Source organism: Variovorax sp. UC74_104, assembly GCF_044055375.1.
Classification (GTDB): Bacteria; Pseudomonadota; Gammaproteobacteria; order Burkholderiales; family Burkholderiaceae_C; genus Variovorax.
In genome coordinates this window covers 4,166,634-4,193,471 of record NZ_CP171978.1, presented here as the reverse complement: position 1 = coordinate 4,193,471, position 26,838 = coordinate 4,166,634, and the positions used below count along the sequence as shown (strand labels likewise).

The following is a 26,838-nucleotide window of genomic DNA, read 5'->3' as shown; positions in this document are numbered from 1 at the left end:
GTCGTTTTTTCATCGCCACGTTTTACACTCGTCTCGCCCCAACCAAAGGAAATTGCCCATGTCTGATGCCCGCCCAGCCCACAAGCGAATCTTGTTGAAGCTGTCGGGAGAGGCATTGATGGGTGACGATGCCTTCGGCATCAACCGCGCGACCATCGTGCGCATGGTGCAGGAGGTGGCCGAGGTCGTGAACATGGGCGTCCAGGTGGCGGTCGTGATCGGCGGCGGCAACATCTTCCGCGGCGTCGCGGGCGGCTCGGTCGGCATGGACCGCGCCACCGCCGACTACATGGGCATGCTGGCCACGGTCATGAATTCGCTGGCCCTGGCCGATGCGATGGACAAGCAGGGCCTGGTGGCCCGTGTGATGTCCGCCATCGCCATCGAGCAGGTGGTCGAACCCTATGTTCGCCCCAAGGCCCTGCAGTACCTCGAAGAGGGCAAGGTCGTGGTGTTCGCGGCCGGCACGGGCAATCCGTTCTTCACCACCGATACGGCCGCCGCGCTGCGCGGTGCCGAGATCGGCGCCGAGCTGGTGCTCAAGGCGACGAAGGTCGACGGCGTCTATACCGCCGACCCCAAGACCAATCCCGACGCAACGCGCTACGCCACGCTGACCTTCGACGAGGCGATCGCGCAGAACCTCGGCATCATGGACGCCACGGCCTTCGCGCTGTGCCGCGACCAGAAACTGCCGATCAAGGTGTTCTCGATCTTCAAGAACGGCGCGCTCAAGCGCGTCGTCATGGGAGAGGACGAAGGCACGCTGGTGCATGCCTAGGAGTATTTGAGATGACCATTGCAGACATCCGCAGCACGACTGACGCGAAGATGAACCAGTCGATCGCGGCATTCCAGAACAACCTCACCAAGATCCGCACGGGGCGTGCCAACTCGGCGCTGCTCGATGCGGTCCACGTCGAGTACTACGGCTCGCAGGTGCCGCTGAGCCAGGTGGCCAACGTGTCGGTGCTCGACTCGCGCACCCTGAGCGTGCAGCCCTGGGAAAAGGGCATGGGCGCGAAGATCGAGAAGGCCATCCGCGAAAGCGACCTGGGCCTGAACCCCGCCTCGATGGGCGACCTGATCCGCGTGCCGCTGCCCGCCATGAGCGAAGAGCGCCGCAAGGAAATGACCAAGCTCGTCCGCAACGAAGGCGAGAGCGCCAAGATCGCTACGCGCAACCTGCGCCGCGATGCGAACGAAGCGGTCAAGAAGCTGGTCAAGGAAAAGCTGGCGTCGGAAGACGACCAGAAGCGCGCCGAGGCCGAGATCCAGAAGGTCACCGACCGCCACATCGCGGAAATCGACCGCCTGGTCGCGGCCAAGGAAGCGGAGATCATGGCCGTTTGAGGCCTGCCATGGCCTCTTCAGCGCCGCGCATTCCCCACCACGTTGCCATCGTCATGGACGGCAACGGCCGCTGGGCGACGCGGCGCTTCCTGCCCCGCATCGCGGGGCACAAGCAGGGCGTCGAATCGCTGCGCCGCTGCGTCAAGGCCTGCGTCGAGCGCGGCGTGGCCGTGCTCACCGTGTTCGCGTTCTCGTCCGAGAACTGGAATCGTCCTGTCGAGGAGGTTTCCGGGCTCATGGAGCTGATGGTCGGTGCGCTTGCCCGTGAGGTGCCCAAGCTCAGCGCCGACGGCGTGCGACTGCATTTCGTCGGCGAACGCGCGGGCCTGTCGCCCAAGATGGTGAACGGCCTGCTCGACGCCGAGGCCGCCACCGCGCACAACTCCCGGCTGATGCTCAACGTCTGCTTCAACTACGGCGGTCGCTGGGACATCGCGCAAGCCGCCGCAAGGCTCGCGGCGCAGGGCGAGGCGATCACCGAACTCAGCCTCGATCGCGCCATGGCCCTGGCCCACGTGCCCGATCCCGACCTGTTCATCCGCACCGGCGGCGAGCAGCGTCTGTCCAATTTCCTGCTCTGGCAGAGTGCCTACGCCGAGCTTTTCTTCAGCGACAAGCTATGGCCCGAATTCGACGAGGCAGCGCTGGACGAGGCCATTGCCGCGTTCCAGGGCCGCGAGCGGCGTTTCGGCCAGACCTCGGCGCAAGTCTCATCCACCGCCGCGGCCTGAAGGCGCGGGAACCCCTTCCGCATGCTCAAGCAACGCATCATCACGGCGATCGTGCTCCTCGCGATCCTGCTGCCGGCGCTGTTCTACCCCAGCTACGTTCCCTTCGGCTGCGTCATGCTGGTGCTCATCGGGGCCGTCGGCCTGGGAATGGGGGCGCCTGAACGGCTACGGGCAGGGCGTGTCGCTGTTCCTCGGCGCCGAGACGATCGTGCTGTGCGCGCTGTCCTGGTGGCTCGGGCTGCTGGAGCAGCCGCTGGTCCTGATGTGGACCCTTGCCAGCGCGGCCTGGGTGCTGGGTGGCGCTGCGCTGCTGCGCGTGGCGGTGCCGGGTTGGCCGCGCATTCCGCGCGGGCTGCGGCTGGTCGGCGGCCTGCTGGCGCTCTGGGTCGCGTGGCTGGCCGCGGTGCAGGCGCGGATGATCGGCATCAACTTCCTGTTGTCGATCCTCGTGCTGGTGTGGGTTGCCGACGTGTTCGCCTATTTCGCCGGCCGCGCCTTCGGCCTCAAGTTCACCCGCAGCAAGCTCGCCCCTTCCATCAGCCCCGGCAAGAGCTGGGAGGGCGTGTGGGGCGGCATGATCGGCGTGGTGGTGCTGGCATTCGCCTGGGTGTGGGCCGACAAGGCCACGGGCGCCACGGTGGCCAGCCTGTACACCCGTCTCAACGAGCGGGGCTGGTGGCTGCTGCTGCTCGCCGCGCTGTTCCTTTCGGCCATGAGCGTCGTGGGCGACCTCGTCGAATCCCTCATCAAGCGCAGCGCCGGCGCCAAGGACAGCAGCCGGCTGCTGCCCGGCCACGGCGGCGTCCTCGACCGCGTGGATGCCCTCTTGCCGGCGCTTCCTATTGCCATGATGCTGGCTTTCCTGTGAACTCTTCCAGAAAACAATGCGTGACGGTGCTCGGCTCGACCGGTTCGGTCGGTGTCAGCACGCTCGACGTCATTTCGCGCCACCCCGAGCGTTTCGAGGTGTTCGCGCTTTCCGCGGCCACCAGGGTCGACGAATTGCTGGCGCAGTGCGCGCAGTTCTCGCCGAAGTTCGCCGTGATGGCCAGTGCCCCGCATGCCGCTGCGCTGGCCGAGAAGCTGAAGCAGAACGGCCTGAAAACGGCCGTCCTGATGGGCGACGATGCTCTCGAAACCATAGCTTCCCACGAAGAGACCGATTCCGTGATGGCCGCTATCGTCGGCGCCGCGGGCCTCGGGCCTTGCCTGGCAGCCGCGCGTGCCGGCAAGCGCCTTCTGCTGGCCAACAAGGAGGCGCTCGTCGTCGGTGGCGAGCTTTTCATGCGCACCGTGCGCGAGGGCGGCGCCACGCTGCTGCCCATCGACAGCGAGCATTCCGCCATCTTCCAGTCGCTGCCCGAAGACCCGTCCACCTGGGCGCGGCGCGTCGACAAGATCATCCTGACGGCGTCGGGCGGCCCGTTCCGCACGCGCGCACCGGAAACCCTGAGCGCGGTCACGCCCGAGCAGGCCTGCGCCCATCCGAACTGGGTGATGGGACGCAAGATCTCGGTCGACTCGGCCACGATGATGAACAAGGCGCTCGAAGTCATCGAGGCGCGCCACCTGTTCGGCGTGTCGCCGGAGCAGATCGAGGTCGTCATCCATCCGCAGAGCGTGGTGCATTCGATGGTGCAGTTCACCGACGCCTCGGTCATCGCCCAGCTCGGCACGCCCGACATGCGGGTGCCGATCGCGGTGGGGCTTGCCTGGCCCGAGCGCATCGAGAGCGGCGCCGCACGGCTCGACTTCCGGCAGATGGGGTCGCTCACGTTCGAGTCTCCCGACGCGGAACTCTTTCCGGGACTGGGCCTTGCGTGGCACGCACTTCGGGCCGCGCCGGGCACGACGGCGGTGCTCAATGCCGCCAACGAGGTCGCGGTGGAGGCTTTCCTCGACCGCCGCCTGCGCTTCGATTGCATACATGCGGTGAACATGGAAACTTTGGAAAGAGTCGCTCCCTCCAAGCCGGCATCGCTGGCCGACCTGCTGGCGATCGACGCCAGCGCCCGTGCGGCGGCCAATGCCGCGGCGCTTCGCTTCGCCGCCTGACGCCTCCTCCGGAAACCAAGGACTCCGATGCTGCTTACTGTCATAGCCTTTGTGGTTGCGCTCGCCGTCCTGATCGCGGTGCACGAATACGGCCACTATCGCGTGGCGGTGGCCTGCGGCGTCAAGGTGGAGCGCTTCTCCGTCGGTTTCGGCAAGGCGCTGGTCCGCTGGCAGCCGAAGCGGCAGCATCCGGGTCAGCAGACCGAGTTCGTCATCGGCGCATTCCCCTTCGGCGGCTACGTGAAGATGCTCGACGAGCGCGAAGGCCCCGTGGCTCCCGAGGAGCGTCATCGCGCCTTCAACACCCAGCCGCTGCGCTCGCGTGCGGCCATCGTGGCCGCCGGCCCGATTGCCAACCTGCTGCTGGCGGTGGCGCTCTACACGGCCGTCAACTGGATCGGGGTGCAGGAGCCCGTGGCCACGCTGGCGCGACCGGTGGCCGGTTCGCTGGCCGAAGCCGCAGGGCTGAAGGGCGGCGAGCACATCGTGCGGGCGGGTTTCGACGGCGATCTCTCGCCGGTCCAGTCCTTCGAGGATCTGCGCTGGCGCATGACGCGCGGTGCGCTCGACGGCCATGACCTGACGCTCGAAGTCGCGGGCGAGGGTGGCCGGCCGGCGCGTCAGCTGGTGCTTCCGCTGAGCCGGATGCAGACGAAGGACGCCGATCCGCAGATGTTCCGCAAGATCGGCGTGCTGGCTCCCTTGACCCGGCCGGAGATCGGCGAGGTCATGAAAGGCAGTGCGGCCGAGGCCGCCGGGCTGCGCAATGGCGACGTCGTGCGCGCCATCGGCAGCACAGAGATCATCGAGGGGCAGCAGCTGCGCGAGGTAATCCGCGCCTCCGTGGACGGCGATCAGCCCCGCGTCCAGGCCTGGCGGATCGACCGCGGCGGCCGCTCGCTCGTCATCGACGTGAAGCCCGAGGTGCGGGAGGAGGGCGGCGCCAAGGTGGGGCGTGTCGGCGCCTACGTTGGCGCGCCTCCGGAAATGGTGACTGTGCGCCAGGGGCTGGTCGACGGCGTTTGGCGCGGCGTGGTGCGTACCTGGGAGGTGTCCGCGCTGACCGTGCGCATGATGGGCAAGATGGTGATCGGCGAGGCTTCGCTCAAGAACCTGAGCGGTCCGTTAACGATCGCCGACTACGCCGGCAAGTCCGCAAGCCTCGGTTTCACTCAGTACCTGGTCTTCCTGGCGCTTATCAGCGTGAGCCTCGGGGTCCTCAATCTCATGCCGCTGCCGGTCCTCGATGGGGGACACCTGATGTATTATCTTTGGGAGGGCCTGACCGGCAAGAGCGTCTCTGACGCCTGGATGGAACGGCTTCAGCGCGGGGGCGTAGCCCTTCTGCTGGTCATGATGTCGGTCGCACTCTTCAACGACGTCACGCGGCTCTTTGGTTAACTTTCTGCCGGCCCTTTCCGTGCCGGCTCAATTCACAGATGAACAAAAAACTCAGTCGCTTTCGCCTGCGTAGCGTTGCTGCGGTAGTTGCCAGTGCGCTTGCGGCTACGGCCGCCTGGGCCGTCGAGCCTTTCACGGTGCGCGACATCCGCGTCGAGGGCCTGCAACGCGTCGAGGCCGGCACGATCTTCGCGTCGCTGCCGCTGCGCGTGGGCGATACCTACAGCGACGAACGGGGTTCCGCCGCCATCCGCGCGCTGTTCGATCTGGGATTGTTCAAGGACGTTCGCATCGACGTGAACGGCAACGTGCTGGTCGTCATCGTGGAAGAGCGCCCGACCATCGCCGATGTCGACTTCGTCGGGGCCAAGGAATTCGACAAGGCCGCGCTGCAGAAGGCGCTGCGCGAAGTGGGCCTTGCCGACGGCCGGCCCTACGACAAGGCACTGGCCGACCGCGCCGAGCAGGAGCTCAAGCGCCAGTACGTGAGCCGCAGCCTCTACAACGCGCAGGTCGTGACCACCGTCACCCCCATCGAGCGCAACCGCGTCAACCTGACCTTCACCGTGACCGAAGGCGACTCGGCCCGCATCCGCGAAGTGCACGTGGTCGGCAACAAGGCCTTCAGCGAATCGACCCTGCTGAGCCTGTTCGACCAGGACAGCGGCGGCTTCATGAGCTGGTACACGAAGTCGAACCAGTATTCGCGCGCCAAGCTCAACGCCGACCTGGAGACCCTGCGCTCGTACTACATCACGCGCGGCTACCTCGAGTTCCGCATCGACTCGACGCAGGTCGCCATCTCTCCGGACCGCAAGGACCTGACGGTGACCGTGAACATCACCGAAGGCGAGAAGTTCGTGGTGTCCAGCGTCAAGCTCGACGGCAACTACCTTGGCCGCGACGACGAGTTCAAGTCGCTCATCACCATCAAGCCGGGCGAGCCATACAACGGCGAGCAGGTCACCGAGACCACCAAGGCCTTCAACGACTACTTCGGCACCTTCGGCTACGCCTTCGCTCGCGTGCAGGCGCGTCCCGAGATCGACCGCGTCAACAACCGTGTGGCCCTCACGCTGCAGGCCGAACCCTCGCGCCGCGTCTACGTGCGCCGCGTGTCGGTCGGCGGCAACAACAAGACCCGCGACGAAGTGATCCGCCGCGAGTTCCGCCAGTACGAAGCCTCCTGGTACGACGGCGACAAGATCAAGCTTTCCCGCGACCGCGTGGACCGCCTGGGCTTCTTCAACGAAGTGAATGTCGACACGCAGGAGGTGCCCGGCTCGCCCGACCAGGTGGACCTGACCGTCAACGTGACCGAAAAGCCCACCGGCAGCCTGCAGCTCGGCGCCGGCTATTCGAGCGCCGAGAAGGTCGCGCTGACCTTCGGCATCTCGCAGGAAAACGTGTTCGGCTCGGGCAACTTCCTGGGCGTGCAGGTCAACACCAGCAAGTACAACCGCACGCTGTCGCTGACCACCACCGATCCGTACTTCACGCCGGACGGCATCTCGCGTACGTTCAGCGTCTACCACACCACCACGCGTCCCTACCAGACCTCGACCGACGGCGACTACAAGCTCGTGAACCAGGGCGCCTCGGTTCGCTTCGGTGTGCCGTTCAGCGAAGTCGATACCGTTTTCTTCGGCGTCGGCATCGAGCGCTACGCCTTCGACCCGAACAGTTCGACCGCGTTCTCCGGCCTGTACACGCCGCCGTCGTATCTCAACTACTTCCAGTGCAAGAAGGATTCCACGGGTCTGCTGGTGGTCGGCTGTGATCAGAAGAGCGTCTGGGGCGTTCCGCTGAGCATCGGCTGGGGCCGGGACAGCCGTGACAGTGCGCTGATTCCGACCACCGGCCGCGTGCAGCGCGCCAACCTCGAGGTGGGCGCTGCCGGCGACATGAAGTACGTCAAGACGAACTATCAGTACCAGCAGTTCTTCCCGATCAACAAGCAGTACACCTTCTCGATCAATGGTGAAGTCGGCTATGCCAAGGCGCTCGGCGGCAAGGTCTACCCGATCTTCAAGAACTTCTATGCGGGCGGCCTGGGCTCGGTGCGGGGCTTCGAGCAGAACTCGCTGGGTCCTCGTGACGCCCCGTTGTTCCTCCAGAGCGAAGGTGCGGCGATCGGCGGCACGAAGAAGGCGATCTTCAATGCAGAGCTGAGCACTCCGTTCCCGGGTGCCGGCAACGACCGCACGCTGCGCCTGTACGGCTTCTTCGACGTCGGTAACGTCTTCGGTTCGCGTGCCGCCGGTATCACGGACGAGCAATGGAAGGCCGAGAAGAAGCTGCGCGCGTCCGTCGGTCTGGGCATCAGCTGGATCTCGCCGCTGGGCCCGCTGCGCCTGGCCTACGCCTTCCCGATCAAGTCCCAGAAGGAAGTGGGGCAACCGTTCACGGCAGGCTATATCCCGAAGGATAGAATTCAGCGCCTCCAATTCCAGATCGGAACGTCTTTCTAAATGAAGCATTTGATTCGCGCCGCGGCTGGCGCGTTGTTGATCCCGGCTTTTGCGCTGGTTGCGGTGCCCGCGCAAGCGCAGGCTCAGGAAACCTTTCGCATCGGTTTTGTGAACCCGGACCGCGTGCTGCGCGAAGCCCAGCCGGCCAAGAACGCCCAGGCAAAGCTCGAGGCGGAGTTCCTGAAGCGCGAAAAGGACCTGACCGCGCAGGGCGATGCCCTGAAGGCCGCTTCGGAGAAGTTCGAGCGCGAGGCGCCCACGCTGTCCGAAAGCCAGCGGGTCACGCGCCAGCGTTCGCTGGTCGACCAGGATCGTGATTTCCAACGCAAGCGCCGTGAATTCCAGGAAGACCTGAACGCGCGCAAGAACGAAGAGCTCCAGCAGGTCTACGAGCGTGCCAACCGCGTGGTGAAGCAGGTCGCCGAGGCCGAGAAGTACGACGCCATCCTGCAGGAAGCGATCTACATCAATCCGAAGCACGACATCACCGACAAGGTGATCAAGGCGTTGAACGCGTCGGTGACTTCTCCCGCCCCCACGACCGGCAAGTAACGCCGCGAACCGGCGTGTCACTGCAGCTCGGAGCCATTGTCGACGCCCTCGGGGGCGAGCTTCATGGCGATGCGGCGCTGTCCATCGAGCGGCTCGCGCCGCTGCAGAATGCGCAGCCCGATGCGCTCAGCTTCCTGAGCCATCCCAAATACCAGCAGGAGCTGGCGGCCTCCAAGGCTGCCTGCGTGATCGTGTCGCCGGCCATGCGCGAGGCAGCCGCGGCGCGTGGCGCCTACATCGTCACGCCTGATCCGTATCTCTACTTTGCCCGGCTCACCCAGCTCTGGAAGGCGCATCACGCCCGTCCGGAGGTCGACCGCATCCATCCCAGCGCAGTGATTCATCCTGAGGCTCATGTCGACGCCACGGCGCGCATTGGCGCGCTGTGCGTGGTGGAGCGGGGTGCGCGCATCGGGGCGGGCACCGTGCTCAAGTCGCGGGTGACGGTCAGCGAGGACTGCATCGTCGGCGAGCGCTGCCTGCTTCATCCGGGCGTGGTCATCGGCGCGGACGGTTTCGGCCTCGCTCCGCACGAGGGGCGCTGGGTCAAGATCGAGCAGTTGGGAGCTGTGCGCATCGGCGACGACGTCGAGATCGGCGCCAACACCTGCATCGACCGCGGCGCGCTCGACGACACCATCATCGAAGACGGCGTCAAGCTCGACAACCTGATCCAGATCGGCCACAACGTGCGGGTCGGCAAGAACACCGCCATGGCGGGCTGCGTCGGCGTGGCCGGCAGCGCGACCATCGGCGCCAACTGCACTTTCGGCGGCGGCGCCATCGTGCTGGGGCACCTGACGGTCGCCGACGGCGTGCACGTGTCGGCCGCGACCGTGGTTACCCGTTCCATCCACAAGGCCGGCCAATACACCGGCATGTTTCCCATCGATGACAATGCGAGCTGGGAAAAGAACGCTGCAACGCTCAAGCAGTTGCACAGCCTGCGCGAACGACTGAAGGCGCTGGAGAAGGCTCCCTCGAAAAAATGACGACGATGCAGGAACAGAAAATCATGACGACGACGCTCGATATCCATCAAATCCTCAAGCTGCTGCCTCACCGCTACCCGTTCCTGCTGGTGGACCGCGTGCTGGACATGGAAAAGGGCAAGCGCATCACGGCGCTCAAGAACGTGACGATGAACGAGCCGTTCTTCAATGGCCACTTCCCGCACCGTCCGGTGATGCCGGGCGTGCTGATGCTCGAAGCGATGGCGCAGGCTGCCGCGCTGCTGTCGTTCCATTCGCTCGACATCGTGCCGGACGACAACACCGTCTATTACTTCGCCGCGATCGACGGCGCCCGCTTCAAGCGTCCCGTGGAGCCGGGCGACCAGCTCACCCTCGAAGTCGAGATCGAGCGCATGAAGGCGGGCATTTCCAAGTTCAAGGGCCGGGCCCTGGTGGGCAGCGAACTCGCCTGCGAGGCGACGCTGATGTGCGCCATGCGCCAGATCAACTGATGACCGGCCACAGCCAGTCGCTCATTCACAAGGCATGACCCAGGTTCACTCGACGGCCGTCGTCGACCCCCAGGCACAGCTCGACGCCTCGGTGTCGGTCGGGCCCTATACCGTGATCGGCCCGCACGTGCGGATCGGCGCGGGCACCACCATCGGCGCGCACTGCGTGATCGAAGGGCGCACGACCATCGGGCGCGACAACAGGATCTTCCAGTTCTCGTCGCTCGGCGCCATCCCCCAGGACAAGAAATACGCCGGCGAGCCGACCGAACTCGTCATCGGCGACCGCAACGTGATCCGCGAGTTCTGCACCTTCAACCTCGGCGTGCCGGGGGCGGGGGGGGGTCACGCGTGTCGGCAACGACAACTGGATCATGGCGTACACGCACATCGCCCACGACTGCCGCGTGGACGACCACACCACGCTGGCCAACAACACCACGCTGGCCGGGCACGTGCACCTGGCCGACTGGGTCACGGTCGGCGGGCTCACGGGCATCCACCAGTTCGTTTCGGTCGGCGCCCACGCCATGCTCGGCTTTGCCAGCGCCGTCACGCAGGACGTGCCGCCCTTCATGCTGGTCGACGGCAACCCGCTGGCGGTGCGCGGCTTCAACATCGTCGGACTGCGCCGGCGCGATTTCTCTGCCCCGCGGATCGCGGCGGTGAAGCAGATGCACCGCCTGCTGTACCGCCAGGGCAAGACGCTCGACGAGGCCCGTGCAGGCATTGCCGCGCTGGCGACCGAAATGCCCGAGGCGGCCGGCGACGTCGCGCTGATGGAATCCTTCCTCGCCAATTCGACGCGCGGCATCGCGCGCTGAAGTGCCGGCCATGCAGAACGACGGACAGCGACGCTTCGCGCTGGTCGCGGGCGAAGCGTCCGGCGACCTGCTCGCCGGCCTGGTGCTCGACGGCCTGCTGTCGCGCTGGCCCGATCTCCAGACTGCCGGTATCGGCGGTCCCCGGATGCTGGCTCATGGCTTCCAGAGCTGGTGGCCGCAGGAAAAGCTCGCGGTGCGCGGCTATATCGAAGTGCTGCGGCACTACGCGGAGATCGCCGGCATCCGCCGCCAGCTCAAGGCCCGGCTGCTGCAGGAGCGGCCAGGGCTCTTCATCGGCGTGGACGCGCCCGATTTCAACCTCGACCTCGAAGCCGGGCTGCGCAGCCAGGGCATCAGGACGGTGCATTTCGTCTGCCCGTCGATCTGGGCCTGGCGGCCGGAGCGCATCGAGAAGATCCGGGCCGCGGCCGACCATGTCCTGTGCATCTTCCCGTTCGAGCCCGAGTTGCTGGCGAAGCAGGGCGTGGCCGCGAGCTACGTCGGCCATCCCGTCGCCAACGTGATCCCGATGACGCCCGACCGGGCCGGTGCACGCGCCGCGCTGGGCCTTTCGCCTGATGCGCCGGTCGTCGCCTTGCTGCCGGGCAGCCGGCGGTCCGAGATCCGCTACCTTGCCGCACGCTTCTTCGCTGCCGCCGCGCTGATGCAAAAGGCGCGGCCCGAGCTCCAGTTCGTGGCACCGATCATCCCGGGCCTGCGCTCGGAGGTCGAGGCCTTGCTCCAGGCCAGCGGCATGGCCGGGCGCGTGAAGCTGCTCGACGGCCAGTCGCACGCCGTGCTGGCTGCCTGCGACGTCACGCTGATCGCCAGCGGCACCGCCACGCTGGAGGCGGCCCTCTTCAAGCGGCCGATGGTCATCGCCTACAACATGAACGCGCTCTCCTGGCGCCTCATGCGGCGCAAGCAGCTGCAGCCCTGGGTGGGATTGCCCAATATCCTCTGCCGGGAGTTCGTCGTGCCGGAGCTTCTGCAGGAAGCCGCCACGCCCGAGGCGTTGGCCGGGGCCACGCTGGCCTGGCTGGACGCGCCGGAGAAGACGCGGGCGCTGCAACAAAGATTTTCAGAGCTGCATGTCCAGTTGCAGCGCGATACGCCCACACTTTGCGCCGATGCGATCCAGAAAGTTCTTGAAGGCTGAGCAGGCCCCGCTGGCGTGGGACGCGCCGGGCCTGATCGCCGGCGTCGACGAGGCGGGCCGCGGGCCCCTGGCCGGGCCGGTGGTGGCGGCGGCCGTGATCCTCGACGACCTGCGGCCCATTCGCGGCCTCGCGGATTCCAAGACGCTGACGGCCCTGCAGCGCGAACGCCTGCACGACCAGATCCTGGCCAAGGCGCTGTGCTGCTCCATCGCGCAGGCCACCGTCGAAGAGATCGACACCCACAACATCCTGCAGGCGACCATGCTCGCGATGCGCCGGGCCGTCGAGGGGTTGCGGCTCAAGCCGGCGAAAGTGCTGGTCGACGGAAACCGCCTGCCCACGCTCGACGTGCTGGCCGAGGCCATCGTGAAGGGCGACGCGAGGGTCAAGGCGATTTCCGCCGCGTCGATCCTGGCGAAGGTGCATCGCGACCGGCTTTGCGAGCAGCTGCACGTCGAGTTTCCGCACTACGGCTTCGCCGGCCACAAGGGCTATGGCACGCCGGAGCACCTGGAGGCGCTGCAGCGCCATGGTGCCTGCGTGCATCACCGGAAGTCCTTCAGCCCTGTGGCCGCGGCGCTCGTCCGTACCGGCGGCGTGCTGAACGTGATGCTGCCGGCCGAATCCGACGGGCAGCCGGCGATGGACCTCGGTGTCATCGCGGCCGCGCGGCCCGAGCTGCGTGCTGCTCCCTGAGCCCTATCCCCGATGACTTCCGACACCGGCGCCAGCCACATCAGCTCGCGCGACAACCCGCTGCTCAAGGACCTGCGCAAGCTCGCACAGGACCCGGGCGCCTATCGCAAGCTGGGGCGGATCTGGCTCGAAGGCGATCATCTGTGCCGGGCTGCGCTGGCACGTGGCGTCAAGCCTGCCGTGGCGGTGTTCTCGGAGTCTTTCTGGCCCAAGGCGCCGGCCGAGTGGTCGGTTGGTGCTATCAAAACCGTAGTGGTCGCCGACAACCTCCTGCGCGACATCAGTGGCCTGGAGTCGCCGGCGCCGATGGGCTTCGTGCTCGACGTGCCAGCCCGCCCTGAATTGTTGCCCGATGCGCCGAGCGTCGTGCTCGACCGCCTCCAGGACGCAGGCAATGCCGGCTCCATCCTGCGCAGCGCCGCTGCCTTCGGCTTCACCCAGGTGATCGCGCTCAAGGGCACGGCCGCGCTGTGGGCGCCCAAGGTGCTGCGCGCCGGCATGGGGGCGCATTTCGGCCTGCGGCTGATCGAGGGCGTGGACGCTGACGCGCTCGACGGCCTGAAGGTACCTCTGGTTGCGACCAGTTCCCACCGCGGCGACTGGCTTCACAACGCCGATCTGCCGCATCCCTGCGCCTGGCTGATGGGGCACGAAGGGCAGGGCGTCTCGGCGGCGCTGGAGGCTCGGGCGTTGCACCACATCCGGATCGCCCAGCCGGGCGGGGAGGAGTCGCTGAACGTGGCCGCCGCCGCCGCAATCTGCCTTCATGCGAGCGGAGCAGCCCTGCTGGCCAAATAACACACCCAGTCCGGGCTACAATCGGGGGCTTACTCGCAAATCAGCGTCGCCCGGCCGCCTACAACGCCATCTTCCCCTTAAGCAGCAGTCCCCAGGCTATACGCCTGAGGCTCCGGGCGACCGTAACCATCCGGAGAACCCAGTGCTTTTGTCTCTCAAGGGAAGTTTCCCGCCCGCCATCCTGGCGCTCGCAGACGGCACGGTCTTTCTCGGCAACTCGATCGGAGCCGCCGGCTCCACGACCGGTGAAGTGGTGTTCAACACCGCCATGACCGGCTACCAGGAAATCCTCACCGACCCGAGCTATTGCCAGCAGATCGTGACGCTCACGTATCCGCACATCGGCAACTACGGCGTCAACGGCGAGGACATCGAAGCCGACAAGATCCATGCCGCGGGCCTGATCATCAAGGACCTGCCCCTCGTCGCCTCCAACTTCCGCAAGACCGCCACGCTGACCGAGTACCTCGTGTCCGGCAACACCGTGGCCATCGCGAACATCGACACCCGCAAGCTCACCCGCCACCTGCGAACCAATGGCGCGCAGAACGGCTGCATCCTGGGCCTGGCCGCGGGCGAGACCGTGACGCAGGCGCTGATCGACAAGGCCATCGCCTCCGCCAAGGCCGCGCCGAGCATGGCGGGCCTCGACCTCGCCAAGGTAGTGTCGGTCAAGCAGACCTACGAGTGGACCGAAACCGAGTGGAAGCTGGGCTCGGGCTACGGCGTGCAGATCACGCCGCGCTTTCACGTCGTGGCCTTCGACTACGGCGTCAAGAAGAACATCCTGCGCATGATCGCCCAGCGCGGCGCGCGCATCACCGTGGTGCCGGCGCAGACGCCCGCTGCCGACGTGCTCAAGCTCAAGCCGGACGGCATCTTCCTGGCCAACGGCCCCGGCGACCCGGAGCCCTGCGACTACGCCATCAGCGCCGTCAAGGAGCTGATCGAGACCGGCATTCCCACCTTCGGCATCTGCCTGGGCCACCAGATCATGGCGCTGGCCTCCGGCGCCAAGACCTTCAAGATGAAGTTCGGTCACCACGGCGCGAACCACCCGGTCAAGGACCTCGACAACGGCCGCGTGAGCATCACCAGCCAGAACCACGGCTTCGCGGTCGACGAGAAGTCGCTGCCGGCCAACCTGCGTCCCACCCACATCAGCCTGTTCGACAACACGCTGCAGGGCCTGGCGCGCACCGACAAGCCCGCGTTCTGCTTCCAGGGCCACCCCGAAGCCTCGCCGGGCCCGCACGACATCGGCTACCTGTTCGATCGCTTCACGGCACTCATGGAAAAGAACAAGACGGAAAAGACGGAGAAAGAGAATGCCTAAGCGCACAGACCTCAAATCGATCCTCATCATCGGCGCCGGCCCGATCATCATCGGCCAGGCCTGCGAGTTCGACTACTCCGGCGTGCAGGCCTGCAAGGCGCTGCGCGAAGAAGGCTACAAGGTCATCCTGATCAACAGCAACCCCGCGACGATCATGACCGACCCGGCCACGGCCGACGTCACCTACATCGAGCCCATCACCTGGCAGACGGTCGAGAAGATCATCGCCAAGGAACGCCCCGACGCGATCCTGCCGACCATGGGCGGCCAGACCGCGCTGAACTGCGCGCTCGACCTGTGGCGCAACGGCGTGCTCGACAAGTACACGGGCGCCGCCACCAACAAGCCCGTCGAGCTGATCGGCGCCACACCCGAGGCCATCGACAAGGCTGAAGACCGCCTGAAGTTCAAGGACGCGATGACCAAGATCGGCCTGGGCTCGGCCCGCTCCGGCATCGCGCACTCCATGGACGAGGCCTGGGCGGTGCAGAAGAACGTCGGCTTCCCGACCGTGATCCGCCCCAGCTTCACGCTCGGCGGCACCGGCGGCGGCATTGCCTACAACCCGGAAGAGTTCGAGACCATCTGCAAGCGCGGCATCGAAGCCTCGCCGACCAACGAGCTGCTGATCGAAGAATCGCTGCTCGGCTGGAAGGAGTACGAGATGGAAGTCGTGCGCGACAAGGCCGACAACTGCATCATCGTCTGCTCCATCGAGAACCTCGACCCCATGGGCGTGCACACCGGCGACTCGATCACCGTGGCGCCCGCGCAGACGCTGTCCGACAAGGAATACCAGATCCTGCGCAACGCCTCGCTGGCCGTGCTGCGCGAGATCGGCGTGGACACCGGCGGCTCGAACGTGCAGTTCTCCATCAATCCGAAGGACGGCCGCATGGTCGTCATCGAGATGAACCCGCGCGTGTCGCGTTCGTCGGCGCTGGCCTCCAAGGCCACGGGCTTCCCGATCGCCAAGGTCGCGGCCAAGCTGGCCGTGGGCTACACGCTCGACGAGCTGCGCAACGAGATCACCGGCGGCGCCACGCCGGCGTCGTTCGAGCCCTCGATCGACTACGTCGTCACCAAGATTCCGCGCTTCGCTTTCGAGAAGTTCCCGCAGGCCGACTCGCGCCTGACCACGCAGATGAAGTCGGTGGGCGAGGTGATGGCCATGGGCCGCACCTTCCAGGAGTCGTTCCAGAAGGCGCTGCGCGGCCTTGAAGTCGGCGTCGACGGCATGAACGAGAAAACCCAGGACCGCGAAGTGCTCGAGAAGGAGCTCGGCGAGCCCGGCCCCGAGCGCATCTGGTACGTGGGCGATGCCTTCGCGCTGGGCATGAGCGTCGATGAAGTGTTCGCGCTCACGAAGATCGACCCGTGGTTCCTGGTGCAGATCGAGGAGATCGTGAAGATCGAGCTCGAACTGGAAACCAAGTCGCTCGACGACATCGACGCCGCCACGCTGCGCCTGCTGAAGCAGAAGGGCTTCTCCGACCGCCGCCTGGCCAAGCAGCTTCGCACCACCGACACGGCCATTCGCGAGAAGCGCCGCGCCCTGGGCGTGCGCCCGGTCTACAAGCGCGTGGACACCTGCGCGGCCGAGTTCGCCACCAACACGGCCTACATGTACTCGACCTATGAAGACGAGTGCGAAGCCAACCCCAGCGACAAGAAGAAGATCATGGTGCTCGGCGGTGGGCCCAACCGCATCGGCCAGGGCATCGAGTTCGACTACTGCTGCGTGCACGCCGCGCTCGCCATGCGCGAGGACGGCTACGAGACCATCATGGTCAACTGCAACCCCGAGACCGTGTCGACCGACTACGACACCTCGGACCGCCTGTACTTCGAGCCGCTGACGCTGGAAGACGTGCTCGAGATCGTCGACAAGGAAAAGCCGCTGGGCGTGATCGTGCAGTACGGCGGCCAGACGCCGCTGAAGCTCGCGCTCGACCTGGAGGCCAATGGCGTGCCGATCATCGGCACTTCGCCCGACATGATCGACGCAGCCGAAGACCGCGAGCGCTTCCAGAAGCTGCTGCATGAGCTGGGCCTGCGCCAGCCGCCGAACGCCACCGCGCGCACCGAAGCCGAAGCCCTTGAAAAGGCCGCGGCACTGGGCTACCCGCTGGTGGTGCGCCCAAGCTACGTGCTGGGCGGCCGCGCGATGGAAATCGTGCACGAGCAGCGCGACCTCGAGCGCTACATGCGCGAGGCCGTCAAGGTCAGCAACGATTCGCCGGTGCTGCTCGACCGCTTCCTGAACGACGCTGTCGAGTGCGACGTCGACTGCATCCGCGACGGCGAAGGCGCCACGCTGATCGGTGGCGTGATGGAGCACATCGAGCAGGCCGGCGTGCACTCGGGCGACTCCGCCTGCTCGCTGCCGCCGTACAGCCTGGGCGCCGAGACCGTGGCCGAGCTGAAGCGCCAGAGCGCCGCCATGGCGGCCGCGCTGAACGTGGTCGGCCTGATGAACGTGCAGTTCGCCATCCAGCAGAAGGACGGCAAGGACGTCATCTACGTGCTCGAAGTGAACCCGCGCGCCTCGCGCACCGTGCCGTACGTGAGCAAGGCCACCGGCATCCAGCTCGCCAAGGTGGCGGCACGCTGCATGGCTGGTCAGTCGCTGAAGTCGCAGGGTATCGAGAAGGAAGTGACGCCGCCGTACTTCAGCGTGAAGGAAGCGGTGTTCCCGTTCGTCAAGTTCCCGGGCGTGGACACCATCCTCGGCCCCGAAATGAAGTCGACCGGTGAAGTGATGGGCGTGGGCAAGACCTTCGGCGAAGCCTTCGTGAAGTCGCAGCTGGGTGCGGGCACGCACCTGCCGAAGTCGGGCAAGGCCTTCATTTCGGTGAAGAACAACGACAAGGCGCGCGCGGTCGAAGTGGCGCGCGGCCTGGCCAAGTTGGGCTTCGAGCTGATCGCCACCAAGGGCACGGCCGCCGCCATCAACGCTGCGGGCATCGAGTGCGCGACGGTGAACAAGGTGACCGAAGGCCGTCCGCACATCGTGGACATGATCAAGAACAACGAGATTGCCTTGGTCATCAACACGGTGGAGGAGCGCCGCAACGCCATCACCGACTCGCGCCAGATCCGCACCTCGGCGCTGCAGGCGCGCGTGACGACCTTCACCACGATCTTCGGCGCCGAAGCCGCGGTGGAAGGCATGGGCTTCATGGACGAGCTCGGCGTGATCTCGGTGCAGGAAATGCACGCGCAACTGGCTGCGGCCTGAGCGTCGAGCATCGGCACATGGAAACGCAGCTCGTCGAACTCGGCCTGACTGACTGGAACGCGGCCACGCCCAACGAGGCGTGGATCGCGGAGCTGGAGGCGGGCAAGGTGCTGTACTTTCCGCGCCTGGGCTTCGAGCTGTTGCCCGAAGAGCGCAGCCTGCTCACACCCAGCCTGCTGTCGCCCGACGTGCGCAACATCAGCCTCGACGCCAACGGCAAGCTCAAGGGCGCCGTGGGCGACGAGACGGTGCAGCGCACTGCGGCCGCGATGGTGGGGCGCTTCAGGGCGCAGGCCACGCAGCTCATCCATGGGCTGCTGCCGCACTACGCGCCGGCCTTGCGGCTGGCGCCGACCAGCTACCGGCCGGCGCAGGTCGAGACGCGCGTGCAGTCGTGGCGCGCCGACGACCGGCGCTTGCATGTCGATGCATTCCCGTCGCGGCCGAACTACGGCGAGCGCATCCTGCGCGTTTTCACCAACGTGAACCCCGACGGCGCGCCGCGCGTTTGGCGCGTGGGCGAGCCTTTCGAGGACATCGCAAAGCGCTTCCTGCCCCGCGCCAAGCCTTACTCGCGCTGGCAGGCCAAGCTGCTGCAGGCGCTCCACGTCACCAAGTCGTTCCGCAGCGAATACGACCACCTGATGCTGCAGCTGCACGACGGCATGAAGTCGGACATGGCCTATCAGGAAAACTCGCCGCAGGAAACCGCGAAGTTTCCGCCCGGTTCGGTGTGGGTCTGCTTCTCGGACCAGACCTCGCACGCCGTGATGGCCGGCCAGTACATGCTCGAGCAGACCCTTCATCTGGCTGCTTCCAAGCAATACAATCCCGAATCGAGCCCGCTCGCCATCCTGAGCCGGCTGACAGGACGGACGCTCGTCTGAGCGCAGTCCCCCATCGACCGCCGAACGGCAGCGTTCGGCGGTTTCGCTTTATGGAGAGAAAACTAGACATGGCGACCATCCCCATCACCAAGCGCGGCGCGGAGAAGCTGCGCGAAGAACTGCGCCGGCTCAAGTCGGTGGACCGCCCCGCCGTCATCAATGCGATCGCCGAAGCGCGCGCGCAGGGTGACATCAGCGAAAACGCCGAATACGAATCCGCCAAGGACCGCCAGGGCTTCATCGAAGGCCGCATCCTGGAGATCGAGGGCAAGCTCTTCTGCCTCGCAGGTGATCGACCCCAGCGAGCTCGACGCAGGCGGCAAGGTGGTGTTCGGCTCCACCGTCGAACTCGAGGAAGAAGACAGCGGCGACGCCGTCAAGTACCAGATCGTGGGCGAGGACGAGGCCGACCTGAAGCAGGGCCTGATCAACGTGTCCAGCCCGATCGCCCGCGCGCTGATCGGCAAGGAAGAGGGCGACACTGCCGAGGTGCAGACGCCTGGCGGCCTGAAGCGCTACGAGATCGTGGCGGTCAGCTACGTCTGATCGTCGCGCGCATGAAGGACCTGAAGGACCGTATTGCGCTGATGCTGGCTGCCTTCTGGTGGGGCAGCCTGACGACGATCGGATTCCTCGTCGTGCCGATGCTGTTCGCGAAGCTGGGCAATCCGGCGGTGGCGGGCAATTTCGCGGCGCAGCTTTTCGAGGCGCAGAGCTGGATCGCCATCGCCTGCGGGGTGATCCTGCTGATCCATTTCCGATCCAAGGCCGACGAGCGCATGAGCGGGCCGGCGATGACGACCATCTTTTTTGTCCTGGGTGCGCTGCTGCTGGCGCTGCTTCAGCAGTACGCGGTGGCGCCGCGCATCGTGGCGCGGGAGAACCTCAAGCTCTGGCATGCCATGGGCACAGGGATGTACTTCGTGCAGTGGCTGTGCGCCGGCGTGGTGCTGTGGCGCGTGGGAGCGCGCACGGCTGGCTGAGGGCGACGACAAACAAAGAAAAAGGCGGCCCGGGCCGCCTTTTTGCTTTTCCGCTGCCGCTCCTACTCTTTCCAGTATTCCGCGACCCAGCGAGCCGGCTTGATGAACCGGAAAGCCCGGTTGCGGCGGCCCGCCAAAGCGTCCGGCGGGTTGCATTCGCCATGGAACACCATGATGCGGGCGCCCTCGGGCACGAAGGGCTCTTCCCAGTAGTTGGTCGGCCAGGTCGGAATGCCGTGGTACTTGAAGCTCGGGCACCAGCCATCGGGCCAGTAGGACAGCTTGCCCTGCTTGTGGAGCACGTCCGACAGGTAGGTCTGCTCGTTGCGGTATTCGGCCTGGACCTTGTCCATGTTGGCCCGGAAATACGCCAGCACATCGGCATGGGCGCCGAGCTCGAAGCGATAAACCGAGGAGTTGCCCGTGATCCGGCCGCGCCGCCAGGGACGGTCGTAGTCGTGGATGATCAGGAACTCGCCCGGCTGCTCGAAGAAGGCGTCCAGGCTGCCCACGACGACCACGTCGAGGTCGAGGAAGAGGGCGGGGCCGCGCAGGCCGTGCAGGTCTTTCTCGAAGGTGGTGAGCTTCTTCCAGGCGCCATCGCGCTGGCCGGGGGCCAGGTGCAGGTTCAGCGGCGGAATCGGCAGGCAGGTCACCTCGGGACGCACGCCGTTGCCATCGTCGGTCAGGCAGACGAACTTGAAGTCGCCGCTCAGGTGGCGGCGGACCATCGCGTAGAGCCGGTTGACGTACTCGGGGCCGTACTTCGTGCCCCACTTCATGCAGAGGATGTGGCGCTGAGCGCCTTCGGCGGCTGCCACCAGGCTCAATCCGCCTGGTTGCGCTTCTTGGCCGACAGCGGCCGCTTCGCCTTGGCGCGCTTGATGGTGCCGCCCGGGGTGAGGCGCTGGTTGCCCAGCACGCGCAGGGTCTTGATTTCAGGGCGCTGGCCGCCGCGCTTGCTGTACTTGACGATCTTCACGTCGCGCGGGCCGGGCATGCGGTCTTCGTCGACCACGCGTTCCTTCTCGGGCTTCGGGCGCCACAGCACAAGCAGCTTGCCGATGTGCTGGATCGGGGCGGCATCGAGTTCGTCGGCCAGTTCGCGCAGCATGGCGTCGCGGGCCAGGCGGTCGTCGGAGAAGACGCGAATCTTGATCAGGCCATGGGCCTTGAGCGCCGCGTCGGCTTCCTTCTTCACGGCAGGGGTGAGCCCGTCTCCACCGACCATGACGATCGGATCCAGGTGGTGAGCTTCGGCGCGATGCACCTTGCGCTCGGCAGGGGTAAGTTGAATGGCGGGCATCCCCGTATTATCGACCCGTACACGAAGACCCCCATGAGCACCAAAGCCAAAAGCAAGAAAGTCAACAAGGCGTGGCTGCACGACCATATCAACGACCCCTATGTGAAGCTCGCCACGAAGGAGGGCTACCGGGCTCGCGCCGCCTACAAGCTCAAGGAGATCGACGAGTCGCTCGGCCTGATCAAGCCGGGCCAGCTGGTGGTGGACCTCGGCTCCGCGCCGGGCGCCTGGAGCCAGTACCTGCGCCGGCGCATGTCGCCGGGCGGGGCTGCCGCAGGTGAACTGAACGGCACCATCATCTCGCTCGACCTGCTGCCGATGGAGCCCATCGAGGGCGTGACCTTCCTGCAGGGCGATTTCCGGGAGGACGACCTGCTGCAGCAGTTGCTCGGCGTGCTCGCTGGACGCAAGGCCGATCTTGTGGTGTCGGACATGGCGCCCAACCTGTCGGGCATCCATTCGGCCGACGCGGCCCGCGTTTCGCACCTGATCGAGCTGGCCATCGACTTCGCCCAGAACCACCTGAAGCCCGAGGGGGCGCTGGTGGCCAAGGTTTTCCATGGCAGCGGCTACGACGAGCTGGTGAAGCTCTTCAAGGCCAATTTCCGTGTCGTGAAACCTTTCAAGCCCAAGGCGTCGCGGGACAAATCGGCCGAGACCTTCCTGGTCGGGGTGGGGCTGAAGGCAGCGGATACGCCTTGATACCGGCCCGAGCAACATCCTTTGCGGCGCAAACCCATGTCAGGCTATGGCTGCATTAGGGAAATGCCAGCTTTTCGTAGCTTGAAAAGCCTAAAATGGGGCGCAATTGCGTACCCACAGCGCGTTTTTTCATCCACGTGTCACGCGCCTTAGCCTGGAGTTTCGTTTGAACAATCAGTGGTTTTCCAAAGTTGCCGTTTGGCTCGTCATTGCCATGGTGTTGTTCACTGTGTTCAAGCAGTTCGACACCCGCGGTGGCGTCGGCTCGGGGACAGTCAGCTACTCCGAGTTTCTGGACCAGGTCCGGAACAACCAGATCAAGAGCGCCGTCATTCCTGAGGGCGCCGCCGGCGGCGAGATCGTCGCCGTCACCAACGACGACCGCAAGATCCGCACGACCGCCACGGTCCTCGACCGCGGCCTCGTGGGCGACCTGATCGACCACAACGTCAAGTTCGACGTCAAGCCGCGCGAAGAAAGCTCCCTGCTCATGACCCTGCTGGTCAGCTGGGGCCCGATGCTGCTGCTGATCGGCGTCTGGATCTACTTCATGCGGCAGATGCAGGGCGGCGGCAAGGGCGGGGCGTTCAGCTTCGGCAAGAGTAAGGCCCGCATGATGGACGAGAACAACAACACGGTCACCTTCGCCGACGTCGCGGGCTGCGACGAGGCCAAGGAAGAAGTCCGTGAAGTGGTCGACTTCCTGAAGGACCCGCAGCGCTTCCAGAAGCTCGGCGGCCGCATTCCGCGCGGCCTGCTGCTGGTCGGCCCCCCGGGCACCGGCAAGACGCTGCTGGCCAAGTCGATCGCCGGCGAAGCCAAGGTGCCTTTCTTCTCGATCTCCGGTTCCGACTTCGTCGAAATGTTCGTGGGTGTGGGGGCCGCCCGTGTCCGCGACATGTTCGAGAACGCCAAGAAGAACGCTCCCTGCATCATCTTCATCGACGAAATCGATGCGGTGGGCCGCCAGCGTGGTGCTGGCCTCGGCGGCGGCAACGACGAGCGCGAGCAGACGCTCAACCAGATGCTGGTCGAGATGGACGGCTTCGAAACCAACCTCGGCGTGATCGTGGTGGCTGCCACCAACCGCCCCGACATCCTGGACGCCGCTTTGCTGCGCCCCGGCCGTTTCGACCGCCAGGTCTACGTCACGCTGCCCGACATCCGCGGCCGCGAGCAGATCCTCGGCGTGCACATGCGCAAGGTCCCGCTGGGCCAGGACGTGAACCCGAGCGTGATCGCCCGCGGCACGCCCGGCATGTCCGGCGCCGATCTGGCCAACCTCTGCAACGAAGCTGCCCTGATGGCCGCCCGCCGCAACGCGCGCGTGGTCGAGATGCAGGACTTCGAGAAGGCCAAGGACAAGATCTTCATGGGCCCCGAGCGCAAGAGCATGGTCATGCCCGAGGAAGAGCGCCGCAACACGGCCTACCACGAGTCCGGCCACGCGCTCATCGGCAAGCTGCTGCCCAAATGCGACCCGGTCCACAAGGTCACGATCATTCCGCGCGGCCGCGCCCTCGGCGTGACCATGAGCCTGCCCTCGCAGGACCGCTACAGCTACGACCGCGAGTACATGCTGAACCAGATCAGCATGCTGTTCGGCGGCCGCATTGCCGAGGAAGTGTTCATGCACCAGATGACCACCGGCGCGAGCAACGACTTCGAGCGTGCGACCAACCTGGCGCGCGACATGGTCATGAAGTACGGCATGAGCGATGCCCTGGGACCCATGGTCTACGCCGAGAACGAAGGCGAAGTGTTCCTGGGCCGCTCGGTCACCAAGACCACGAACATGAGCGAGCAGACCATGGAGAAGGTCGACTCGGAAGTCCGCCGCATCATCGACGAGCAGTACGCCCTGGCGCGTCGCCTGATCGAAGAGAACAGCGACAAGATGCACGCCATGGCCAAGGCGCTGCTCGAATGGGAAACCATCGACACCGAGCAGCTCGACGACATCATGGCCGGCCGCGCGCCCCGTCCGCCCAAGGACTGGACGCCGCGCATCCCGCCTTCGGGCAGCGGTGGCAGCGGCGGTACGCCCGCTGTGTCGACCGACCCGGCGCCCAACGCAGCGTGAGCGCGAGCCAGGCGTCAAACCACAACGGGGCCTCTGGCCCCGTTTTCGATGGCGGACACCCGACCGCGGGTGCCGCCTTCTGGCAGACCTCCCGCTTCCGCATCGACCTCGCGCAGCCGCGCGTGATGGGCATCGTCAATGTCACGCCCGATTCCTTTTCCGACGGCTGTGCTCATGCTTCCACCGAGACGGCCCTTCGGCACTGCGAGCAGCTGCTGAAGGAGGGCGCCGACATCCTCGACATCGGCGGCGAATCGACCCGTCCCGGCAGCCCGGCGGTGCCGCTCGATGCCGAACTGGCGCGCGTGCTGCCGGTGGTGCGCGAGGCGGTGAAGCTGAACGTGCCGATCTCCATCGACACCTACAAGCCCGAGGTCATGCGCGCCGTGCTCGACCTGGGCGCGGACATCGTCAACGACATCTGGGCGCTGCGCCAGCCGGGCGCGCGCGAGGCGGTCGCCGCCCATCCCTCGTGCGGCATCTGCCTGATGCACATGCACCGCGATCCGCAGACCATGCAAGCCGTGCCCATGGCTGGCGACGTGATTCCCGAAGTGCTGTCATTCCTCTCGGCGCAGGTGCAACTCCTGCGCGAGAAGGGCGTCGATTCCTCGCGCATCACGCTCGACCCCGGCGTGGGCTTCGGCAAGACGGTGGCGCAGAACTTCGCCTTGCTTGCGCGGCAGCGCGAGCTGCTCGCGGGAGGCTACCCGCTGCTGCTGGGCTGGTCGCGCAAGTCGTCGATCGGTGCGGTCACCGGCATCGAGGCGGCGGGAGAGCGCATCGTGCCCAGCGTCGCGGCTGCCGTTTTGGCTGCGGATCGTGGCGCGGCCGTGGTGCGCGTCCACGACGTACGCGACACCGTCGCCGCACTCGCCGTATGGCACGCCATGAAGGCGCAAGAGTCACAACAACAAACACAAGGACAGGTACTCACACCATGACCCGCAAATATTTCGGCACCGACGGCATCCGCGGCACCGTGGGCAAGGCGCCCATCACTCCCGACTTCGTCCTGCGCCTCGCTCACGCCGTGGGCCGCGTGCTCAAGAAGACGCAGTCGCGCCCTACGGTGCTGATAGGCAAGGACACGCGCATCTCTGGCTACATGCTCGAATCCGCGCTCGAATCGGGCTTCAACTCGGCCGGTGTCGACGTGGTGCTGCTCGGCCCGCTGCCGACGCCCGGCGTGGCCTATCTCACCCGCGCGCAGCGTGCGAGCCTGGGCGTGGTGATCAGCGCCAGCCACAACGCGTATCCGGACAACGGCATCAAGTTCTTCAGCGCCCAGGGCACCAAGCTCGACGACGCCTGGGAGCTGGCCGTCGAGGCCGCACTGGAAGAAGACCCGGTGTGGGTCGATTCCGCCAACCTCGGCAAGGCGCGCCGCCTCAACGACGCGCCCGGCCGCTACATCGAGTTCTGCAAGAGCACCTTTGCCAACGACCTGACGCTGCGCGACATGAAGCTGGTGGTCGATGCGGCACACGGTGCCGCCTACCAGGTGGCGCCGAACGTGTTCCACGAGTTGGGCGCGGAAGTGACCAGCATCGGCGTCGCGCCGGACGGGCTGAACATCAACAAGGGCTTCGGCGCCACGCACCCCGAGGCGCTGATCGCCGCGGTGACGGCGCAGAAGGCCGACTACGGCATCGCACTCGACGGCGACGCCGACCGCCTGCAGCTGGTCGACGCGAGCGGGCGCCTCTTCAACGGCGACGAGTTGCTGTACCTCATGGTGTCCGAGCGCATCGCGCGCGGCGACAAGCCGGTGGGCGTGGTCGGCACGCTCATGACCAACAAGGCCGTCGAAGTTGCCCTGCGCGGGCAGGGCATCGAGTTCGTGCGCGCCAAGGTCGGCGACCGCTACGTGCTCGAAGAGCTCGACAAGCGCGGCTGGCTGCTGGGCGGCGAGGGCTCCGGCCACCTGCTGGCGCTCGACCGCCACACCACCGGCGACGGCATCGTGAGCGCGCTGCAGGTGCTGCAGGCCTGCGTGCGCAGCGGCAAGACGGTGGCGCAGCTGCTCGAAGGCGTCACGCTGTTCCCGCAGACGCTCATCAACGTGCGCATCTCACCCGACCTGGACTGGAAGACCAACAAGGCACTGGCCAGCGAAACCGAGCGCATCGAGGCCGAACTCGGCGATTCCGGCCGCGTGCTGATCCGCGCGAGCGGCACCGAGCCGCTGGTGCGCGTGATGGTCGAGGCCCGGGATGCGAAGCAGGCCGAATCCTGCGCCAGGCGCCTTGCGGCGACGCTGGAGCCCGCGCGATGACGTCAGCAGCGGCGCCGATCGAAGTCTTGATCGCCGACTACCGCAACGCCGCCCACGCAGCCGCGCTGGTCGATCTTCTCGACGCCTATGCCAGCGACCCGGCCGGCGGCGGCAAGCCGCTCGATGCCACCGTGCGCGAGAGCCTGCCGGCCGAGCTGGCTGCGCGTCCCCAAGCCTTCAGCGTGCTGGCGTATGAGGGCGACCAGCCCGTGGGCCTTGTCAACTGCATCGAGGGCTTCTCGACCTTCGCCGCCAGGCCGCTGGTCAACGTCCACGACGTGGTGGTGCTGCCCAGCCATCGCGGGAAACGCGTGGCGCAGAGGATGTTCGCGCTGGTGGAGCAGGAAGCCCGCAGGCGCGGTGCCTGCAAGCTCACGCTGGAGGTGCTGTCGGGCAACGCACCGGCGCTGCGCGCCTACGAACGGGAAGGCTTCGCGGGTTACCAGCTCGACCCAGCGTTCGGTACCGCCGTCTTTCTTCAGAAGAAGCTCTGAAAAGAAAAGGGCCGAGGCGAAT

23 protein-coding genes and 3 pseudogenes are annotated in these 26,838 nt (G+C 66.3%); 24 read left to right on the top strand and 2 right to left on the bottom strand.

What is annotated here, in order from left to right:
* Positions 1-58: 58 nt before the first annotated feature.
* The 19 genes and pseudogenes from pyrH to ACHMXA_RS19610 all read left to right on the top strand — a co-directional run bounded on the left by pyrH (position 59) and on the right by ACHMXA_RS19610 (position 19,953).
* Positions 59-781: a UMP kinase gene (gene pyrH / locus ACHMXA_RS19700; protein WP_019652424.1), complete on the top strand. Its 723-nt coding sequence runs from the start codon at positions 59-61 to the stop codon at positions 779-781.
* Positions 782-792: 11 nt separating this feature from the next.
* Entirely contained in the window at positions 793-1,353 is a 561-nt protein-coding gene (gene frr / locus ACHMXA_RS19695; protein ID WP_176664288.1) for a ribosome recycling factor, read from the top strand.
* Positions 1,354-1,361: 8 nt separating this feature from the next.
* A complete protein-coding gene (uppS, locus tag ACHMXA_RS19690) occupies positions 1,362-2,084 on the top strand; it encodes a polyprenyl diphosphate synthase (protein WP_176664287.1) in 723 nt (240 codons plus the stop codon).
* Between the two features lie 21 nt (positions 2,085-2,105).
* Positions 2,106-2,952: pseudogene (locus tag ACHMXA_RS19685) on the top strand (phosphatidate cytidylyltransferase).
* Between the two features lie 26 nt (positions 2,953-2,978).
* A complete protein-coding gene (gene ispC, locus ACHMXA_RS19680) occupies positions 2,979-4,139 on the top strand; it encodes a 1-deoxy-D-xylulose-5-phosphate reductoisomerase (protein WP_395321335.1) in 1,161 nt (386 codons plus the stop codon).
* A 27-nt stretch (positions 4,140-4,166) separates the two neighbouring features.
* A complete protein-coding gene (rseP, locus tag ACHMXA_RS19675) occupies positions 4,167-5,540 on the top strand; it encodes an RIP metalloprotease RseP (protein WP_176664284.1) in 1,374 nt (457 codons plus the stop codon).
* A 38-nt stretch (positions 5,541-5,578) separates the two neighbouring features.
* Positions 5,579-8,011, top strand: a complete 2,433-nt coding sequence (bamA, locus tag ACHMXA_RS19670; RefSeq protein ID WP_176664283.1) for an outer membrane protein assembly factor BamA — start codon at positions 5,579-5,581, stop codon at positions 8,009-8,011.
* Positions 8,012-8,563, top strand: coding sequence for an OmpH family outer membrane protein (locus ACHMXA_RS19665; RefSeq protein ID WP_176664282.1), 552 nt, complete (start codon positions 8,012-8,014; stop codon positions 8,561-8,563).
* A 14-nt stretch (positions 8,564-8,577) separates the two neighbouring features.
* Positions 8,578-9,555 carry a UDP-3-O-(3-hydroxymyristoyl)glucosamine N-acyltransferase gene (lpxD, locus tag ACHMXA_RS19660; RefSeq protein WP_176664281.1) on the top strand — a complete coding sequence of 326 codons (978 nt, stop codon included), beginning with the start codon at positions 8,578-8,580 and terminating at the stop codon, positions 9,553-9,555.
* A 23-nt stretch (positions 9,556-9,578) separates the two neighbouring features.
* Positions 9,579-10,028, top strand: a complete 450-nt coding sequence (gene fabZ / locus ACHMXA_RS19655; RefSeq protein ID WP_021007523.1) for a 3-hydroxyacyl-ACP dehydratase FabZ — start codon at positions 9,579-9,581, stop codon at positions 10,026-10,028.
* Between the two features lie 34 nt (positions 10,029-10,062).
* Positions 10,063-10,852: pseudogene (lpxA, locus tag ACHMXA_RS19650) on the top strand (acyl-ACP--UDP-N-acetylglucosamine O-acyltransferase).
* Between the two features lie 10 nt (positions 10,853-10,862).
* The gene (gene lpxB / locus ACHMXA_RS19645; RefSeq protein WP_176664278.1) at positions 10,863-12,011 is read left to right on the top strand and encodes a lipid-A-disaccharide synthase; all 1,149 of its coding nucleotides are present in this window, start codon (positions 10,863-10,865) and stop codon (positions 12,009-12,011) included.
* Positions 11,983-12,708 (top strand): ribonuclease HII, encoded by a 726-nt coding sequence (gene rnhB, locus ACHMXA_RS19640; protein WP_256098926.1) that lies wholly within the window; start codon positions 11,983-11,985, stop codon positions 12,706-12,708. Before lpxB ends, rnhB begins: the two co-directional genes overlap by 29 nt.
* Before the next feature lie 12 nt (positions 12,709-12,720).
* On the top strand, positions 12,721-13,506 hold the full coding sequence (locus tag ACHMXA_RS19635; RefSeq protein ID WP_176664277.1) for an RNA methyltransferase: 786 nt from the start codon (positions 12,721-12,723) through the stop codon (positions 13,504-13,506).
* A 142-nt stretch (positions 13,507-13,648) separates the two neighbouring features.
* Positions 13,649-14,842 carry a glutamine-hydrolyzing carbamoyl-phosphate synthase small subunit gene (gene carA / locus ACHMXA_RS19630; RefSeq protein ID WP_093202317.1) on the top strand — a complete coding sequence of 398 codons (1,194 nt, stop codon included), beginning with the start codon at positions 13,649-13,651 and terminating at the stop codon, positions 14,840-14,842.
* Entirely contained in the window at positions 14,835-18,083 is a 3,249-nt protein-coding gene (gene carB / locus ACHMXA_RS19625) for a carbamoyl-phosphate synthase large subunit (RefSeq protein ID WP_176664276.1), read from the top strand. The genes carA and carB overlap by 8 nt, the downstream gene beginning before the upstream one ends.
* Before the next feature lie 17 nt (positions 18,084-18,100).
* Complete coding sequence (locus ACHMXA_RS19620) at positions 18,101-18,970, top strand: Kdo hydroxylase family protein (RefSeq protein ID WP_395316248.1); 870 nt, start codon at positions 18,101-18,103, stop codon at positions 18,968-18,970.
* A 68-nt stretch (positions 18,971-19,038) separates the two neighbouring features.
* Positions 19,039-19,516, top strand: a pseudogene (gene greA, locus ACHMXA_RS19615) (transcription elongation factor GreA).
* An 11-nt stretch (positions 19,517-19,527) separates the two neighbouring features.
* Positions 19,528-19,953 carry a DUF4149 domain-containing protein gene (locus tag ACHMXA_RS19610; RefSeq protein ID WP_176664274.1) on the top strand — a complete coding sequence of 142 codons (426 nt, stop codon included), beginning with the start codon at positions 19,528-19,530 and terminating at the stop codon, positions 19,951-19,953.
* Positions 19,954-20,015: 62 nt separating this feature from the next.
* Here the strand turns inward: ACHMXA_RS19610 and ACHMXA_RS19605 are convergent, their stop codons facing one another.
* The gene (locus tag ACHMXA_RS19605; RefSeq protein WP_176664273.1) at positions 20,016-20,774 is read right to left on the bottom strand and encodes a glycosyltransferase; all 759 of its coding nucleotides are present in this window, start codon (positions 20,772-20,774) and stop codon (positions 20,016-20,018) included.
* 5 nt (positions 20,775-20,779) lie between these two features.
* On the bottom strand, positions 20,780-21,259 hold the full coding sequence (locus tag ACHMXA_RS19600; protein WP_019652443.1) for a YhbY family RNA-binding protein: 480 nt from the start codon (positions 21,257-21,259) through the stop codon (positions 20,780-20,782).
* A 33-nt stretch (positions 21,260-21,292) separates the two neighbouring features.
* Here ACHMXA_RS19600 and ACHMXA_RS19595 point away from each other — a divergent pair, with 33 nt between their 5' ends.
* The 5 genes from ACHMXA_RS19595 (at position 21,293) to ACHMXA_RS19575 (ending at position 26,816) form a co-directional block, all read left to right on the top strand.
* The gene (locus ACHMXA_RS19595; RefSeq protein ID WP_126181958.1) at positions 21,293-21,961 is read left to right on the top strand and encodes an RlmE family RNA methyltransferase; all 669 of its coding nucleotides are present in this window, start codon (positions 21,293-21,295) and stop codon (positions 21,959-21,961) included.
* A gap of 166 nt (positions 21,962-22,127) precedes the next feature.
* Positions 22,128-24,044 (top strand): ATP-dependent zinc metalloprotease FtsH, encoded by a 1,917-nt coding sequence (gene ftsH, locus ACHMXA_RS19590; protein ID WP_176664272.1) that lies wholly within the window; start codon positions 22,128-22,130, stop codon positions 24,042-24,044.
* A gap of 125 nt (positions 24,045-24,169) precedes the next feature.
* Positions 24,170-24,988, top strand: a complete 819-nt coding sequence (folP, locus tag ACHMXA_RS19585) for a dihydropteroate synthase (RefSeq protein ID WP_395321332.1) — start codon at positions 24,170-24,172, stop codon at positions 24,986-24,988.
* The gene (gene glmM / locus ACHMXA_RS19580; protein ID WP_176664271.1) at positions 24,985-26,322 is read left to right on the top strand and encodes a phosphoglucosamine mutase; all 1,338 of its coding nucleotides are present in this window, start codon (positions 24,985-24,987) and stop codon (positions 26,320-26,322) included. Before folP ends, glmM begins: the two co-directional genes overlap by 4 nt.
* Positions 26,319-26,816: a GNAT family N-acetyltransferase gene (locus ACHMXA_RS19575; protein ID WP_176664270.1), complete on the top strand. Its 498-nt coding sequence runs from the start codon at positions 26,319-26,321 to the stop codon at positions 26,814-26,816. Before glmM ends, ACHMXA_RS19575 begins: the two co-directional genes overlap by 4 nt.
* Positions 26,817-26,838: the final 22 nt, after the last annotated feature.

Bases quoted from the DNA above. Each gene is read 5' to 3' on its own strand.
- carB (WP_176664276.1), top strand. From the start codon at position 14,835: ATGCCTAAGCGCACAGACCTCAAATCGATCCTCATCATCGGCGCCGGC.
- pyrH (WP_019652424.1), top strand. From the start codon at position 59: ATGTCTGATGCCCGCCCAGCCCACAAGCGAATCTTGTTGAAGCTGTCG.
- bamA (WP_176664283.1), top strand. From the start codon at position 5,579: ATGAACAAAAAACTCAGTCGCTTTCGCCTGCGTAGCGTTGCTGCGGTA.
- ACHMXA_RS19575 (WP_176664270.1), top strand. From the start codon at position 26,319: ATGACGTCAGCAGCGGCGCCGATCGAAGTCTTGATCGCCGACTACCGC.
- rnhB (WP_256098926.1), top strand. From the start codon at position 11,983: ATGCGATCCAGAAAGTTCTTGAAGGCTGAGCAGGCCCCGCTGGCGTGG.
- ACHMXA_RS19620 (WP_395316248.1), top strand. From the start codon at position 18,101: ATGGAAACGCAGCTCGTCGAACTCGGCCTGACTGACTGGAACGCGGCC.
- glmM (WP_176664271.1), top strand. From the start codon at position 24,985: ATGACCCGCAAATATTTCGGCACCGACGGCATCCGCGGCACCGTGGGC.
- lpxB (WP_176664278.1), top strand. From the start codon at position 10,863: ATGCAGAACGACGGACAGCGACGCTTCGCGCTGGTCGCGGGCGAAGCG.
- ACHMXA_RS19610 (WP_176664274.1), top strand. From the start codon at position 19,528: ATGAAGGACCTGAAGGACCGTATTGCGCTGATGCTGGCTGCCTTCTGG.
- rseP (WP_176664284.1), top strand. From the start codon at position 4,167: ATGCTGCTTACTGTCATAGCCTTTGTGGTTGCGCTCGCCGTCCTGATC.
- ACHMXA_RS19600 (WP_019652443.1), bottom strand. From the start codon at position 21,259: ATGCCCGCCATTCAACTTACCCCTGCCGAGCGCAAGGTGCATCGCGCC.
- ACHMXA_RS19665 (WP_176664282.1), top strand. From the start codon at position 8,012: ATGAAGCATTTGATTCGCGCCGCGGCTGGCGCGTTGTTGATCCCGGCT.
- ACHMXA_RS19595 (WP_126181958.1), top strand. From the start codon at position 21,293: ATGAGCACCAAAGCCAAAAGCAAGAAAGTCAACAAGGCGTGGCTGCAC.
- ACHMXA_RS19635 (WP_176664277.1), top strand. From the start codon at position 12,721: ATGACTTCCGACACCGGCGCCAGCCACATCAGCTCGCGCGACAACCCG.
- folP (WP_395321332.1), top strand. From the start codon at position 24,170: ATGGGCATCGTCAATGTCACGCCCGATTCCTTTTCCGACGGCTGTGCT.
- fabZ (WP_021007523.1), top strand. From the start codon at position 9,579: ATGACGACGACGCTCGATATCCATCAAATCCTCAAGCTGCTGCCTCAC.
- uppS (WP_176664287.1), top strand. From the start codon at position 1,362: ATGGCCTCTTCAGCGCCGCGCATTCCCCACCACGTTGCCATCGTCATG.
- frr (WP_176664288.1), top strand. From the start codon at position 793: ATGACCATTGCAGACATCCGCAGCACGACTGACGCGAAGATGAACCAG.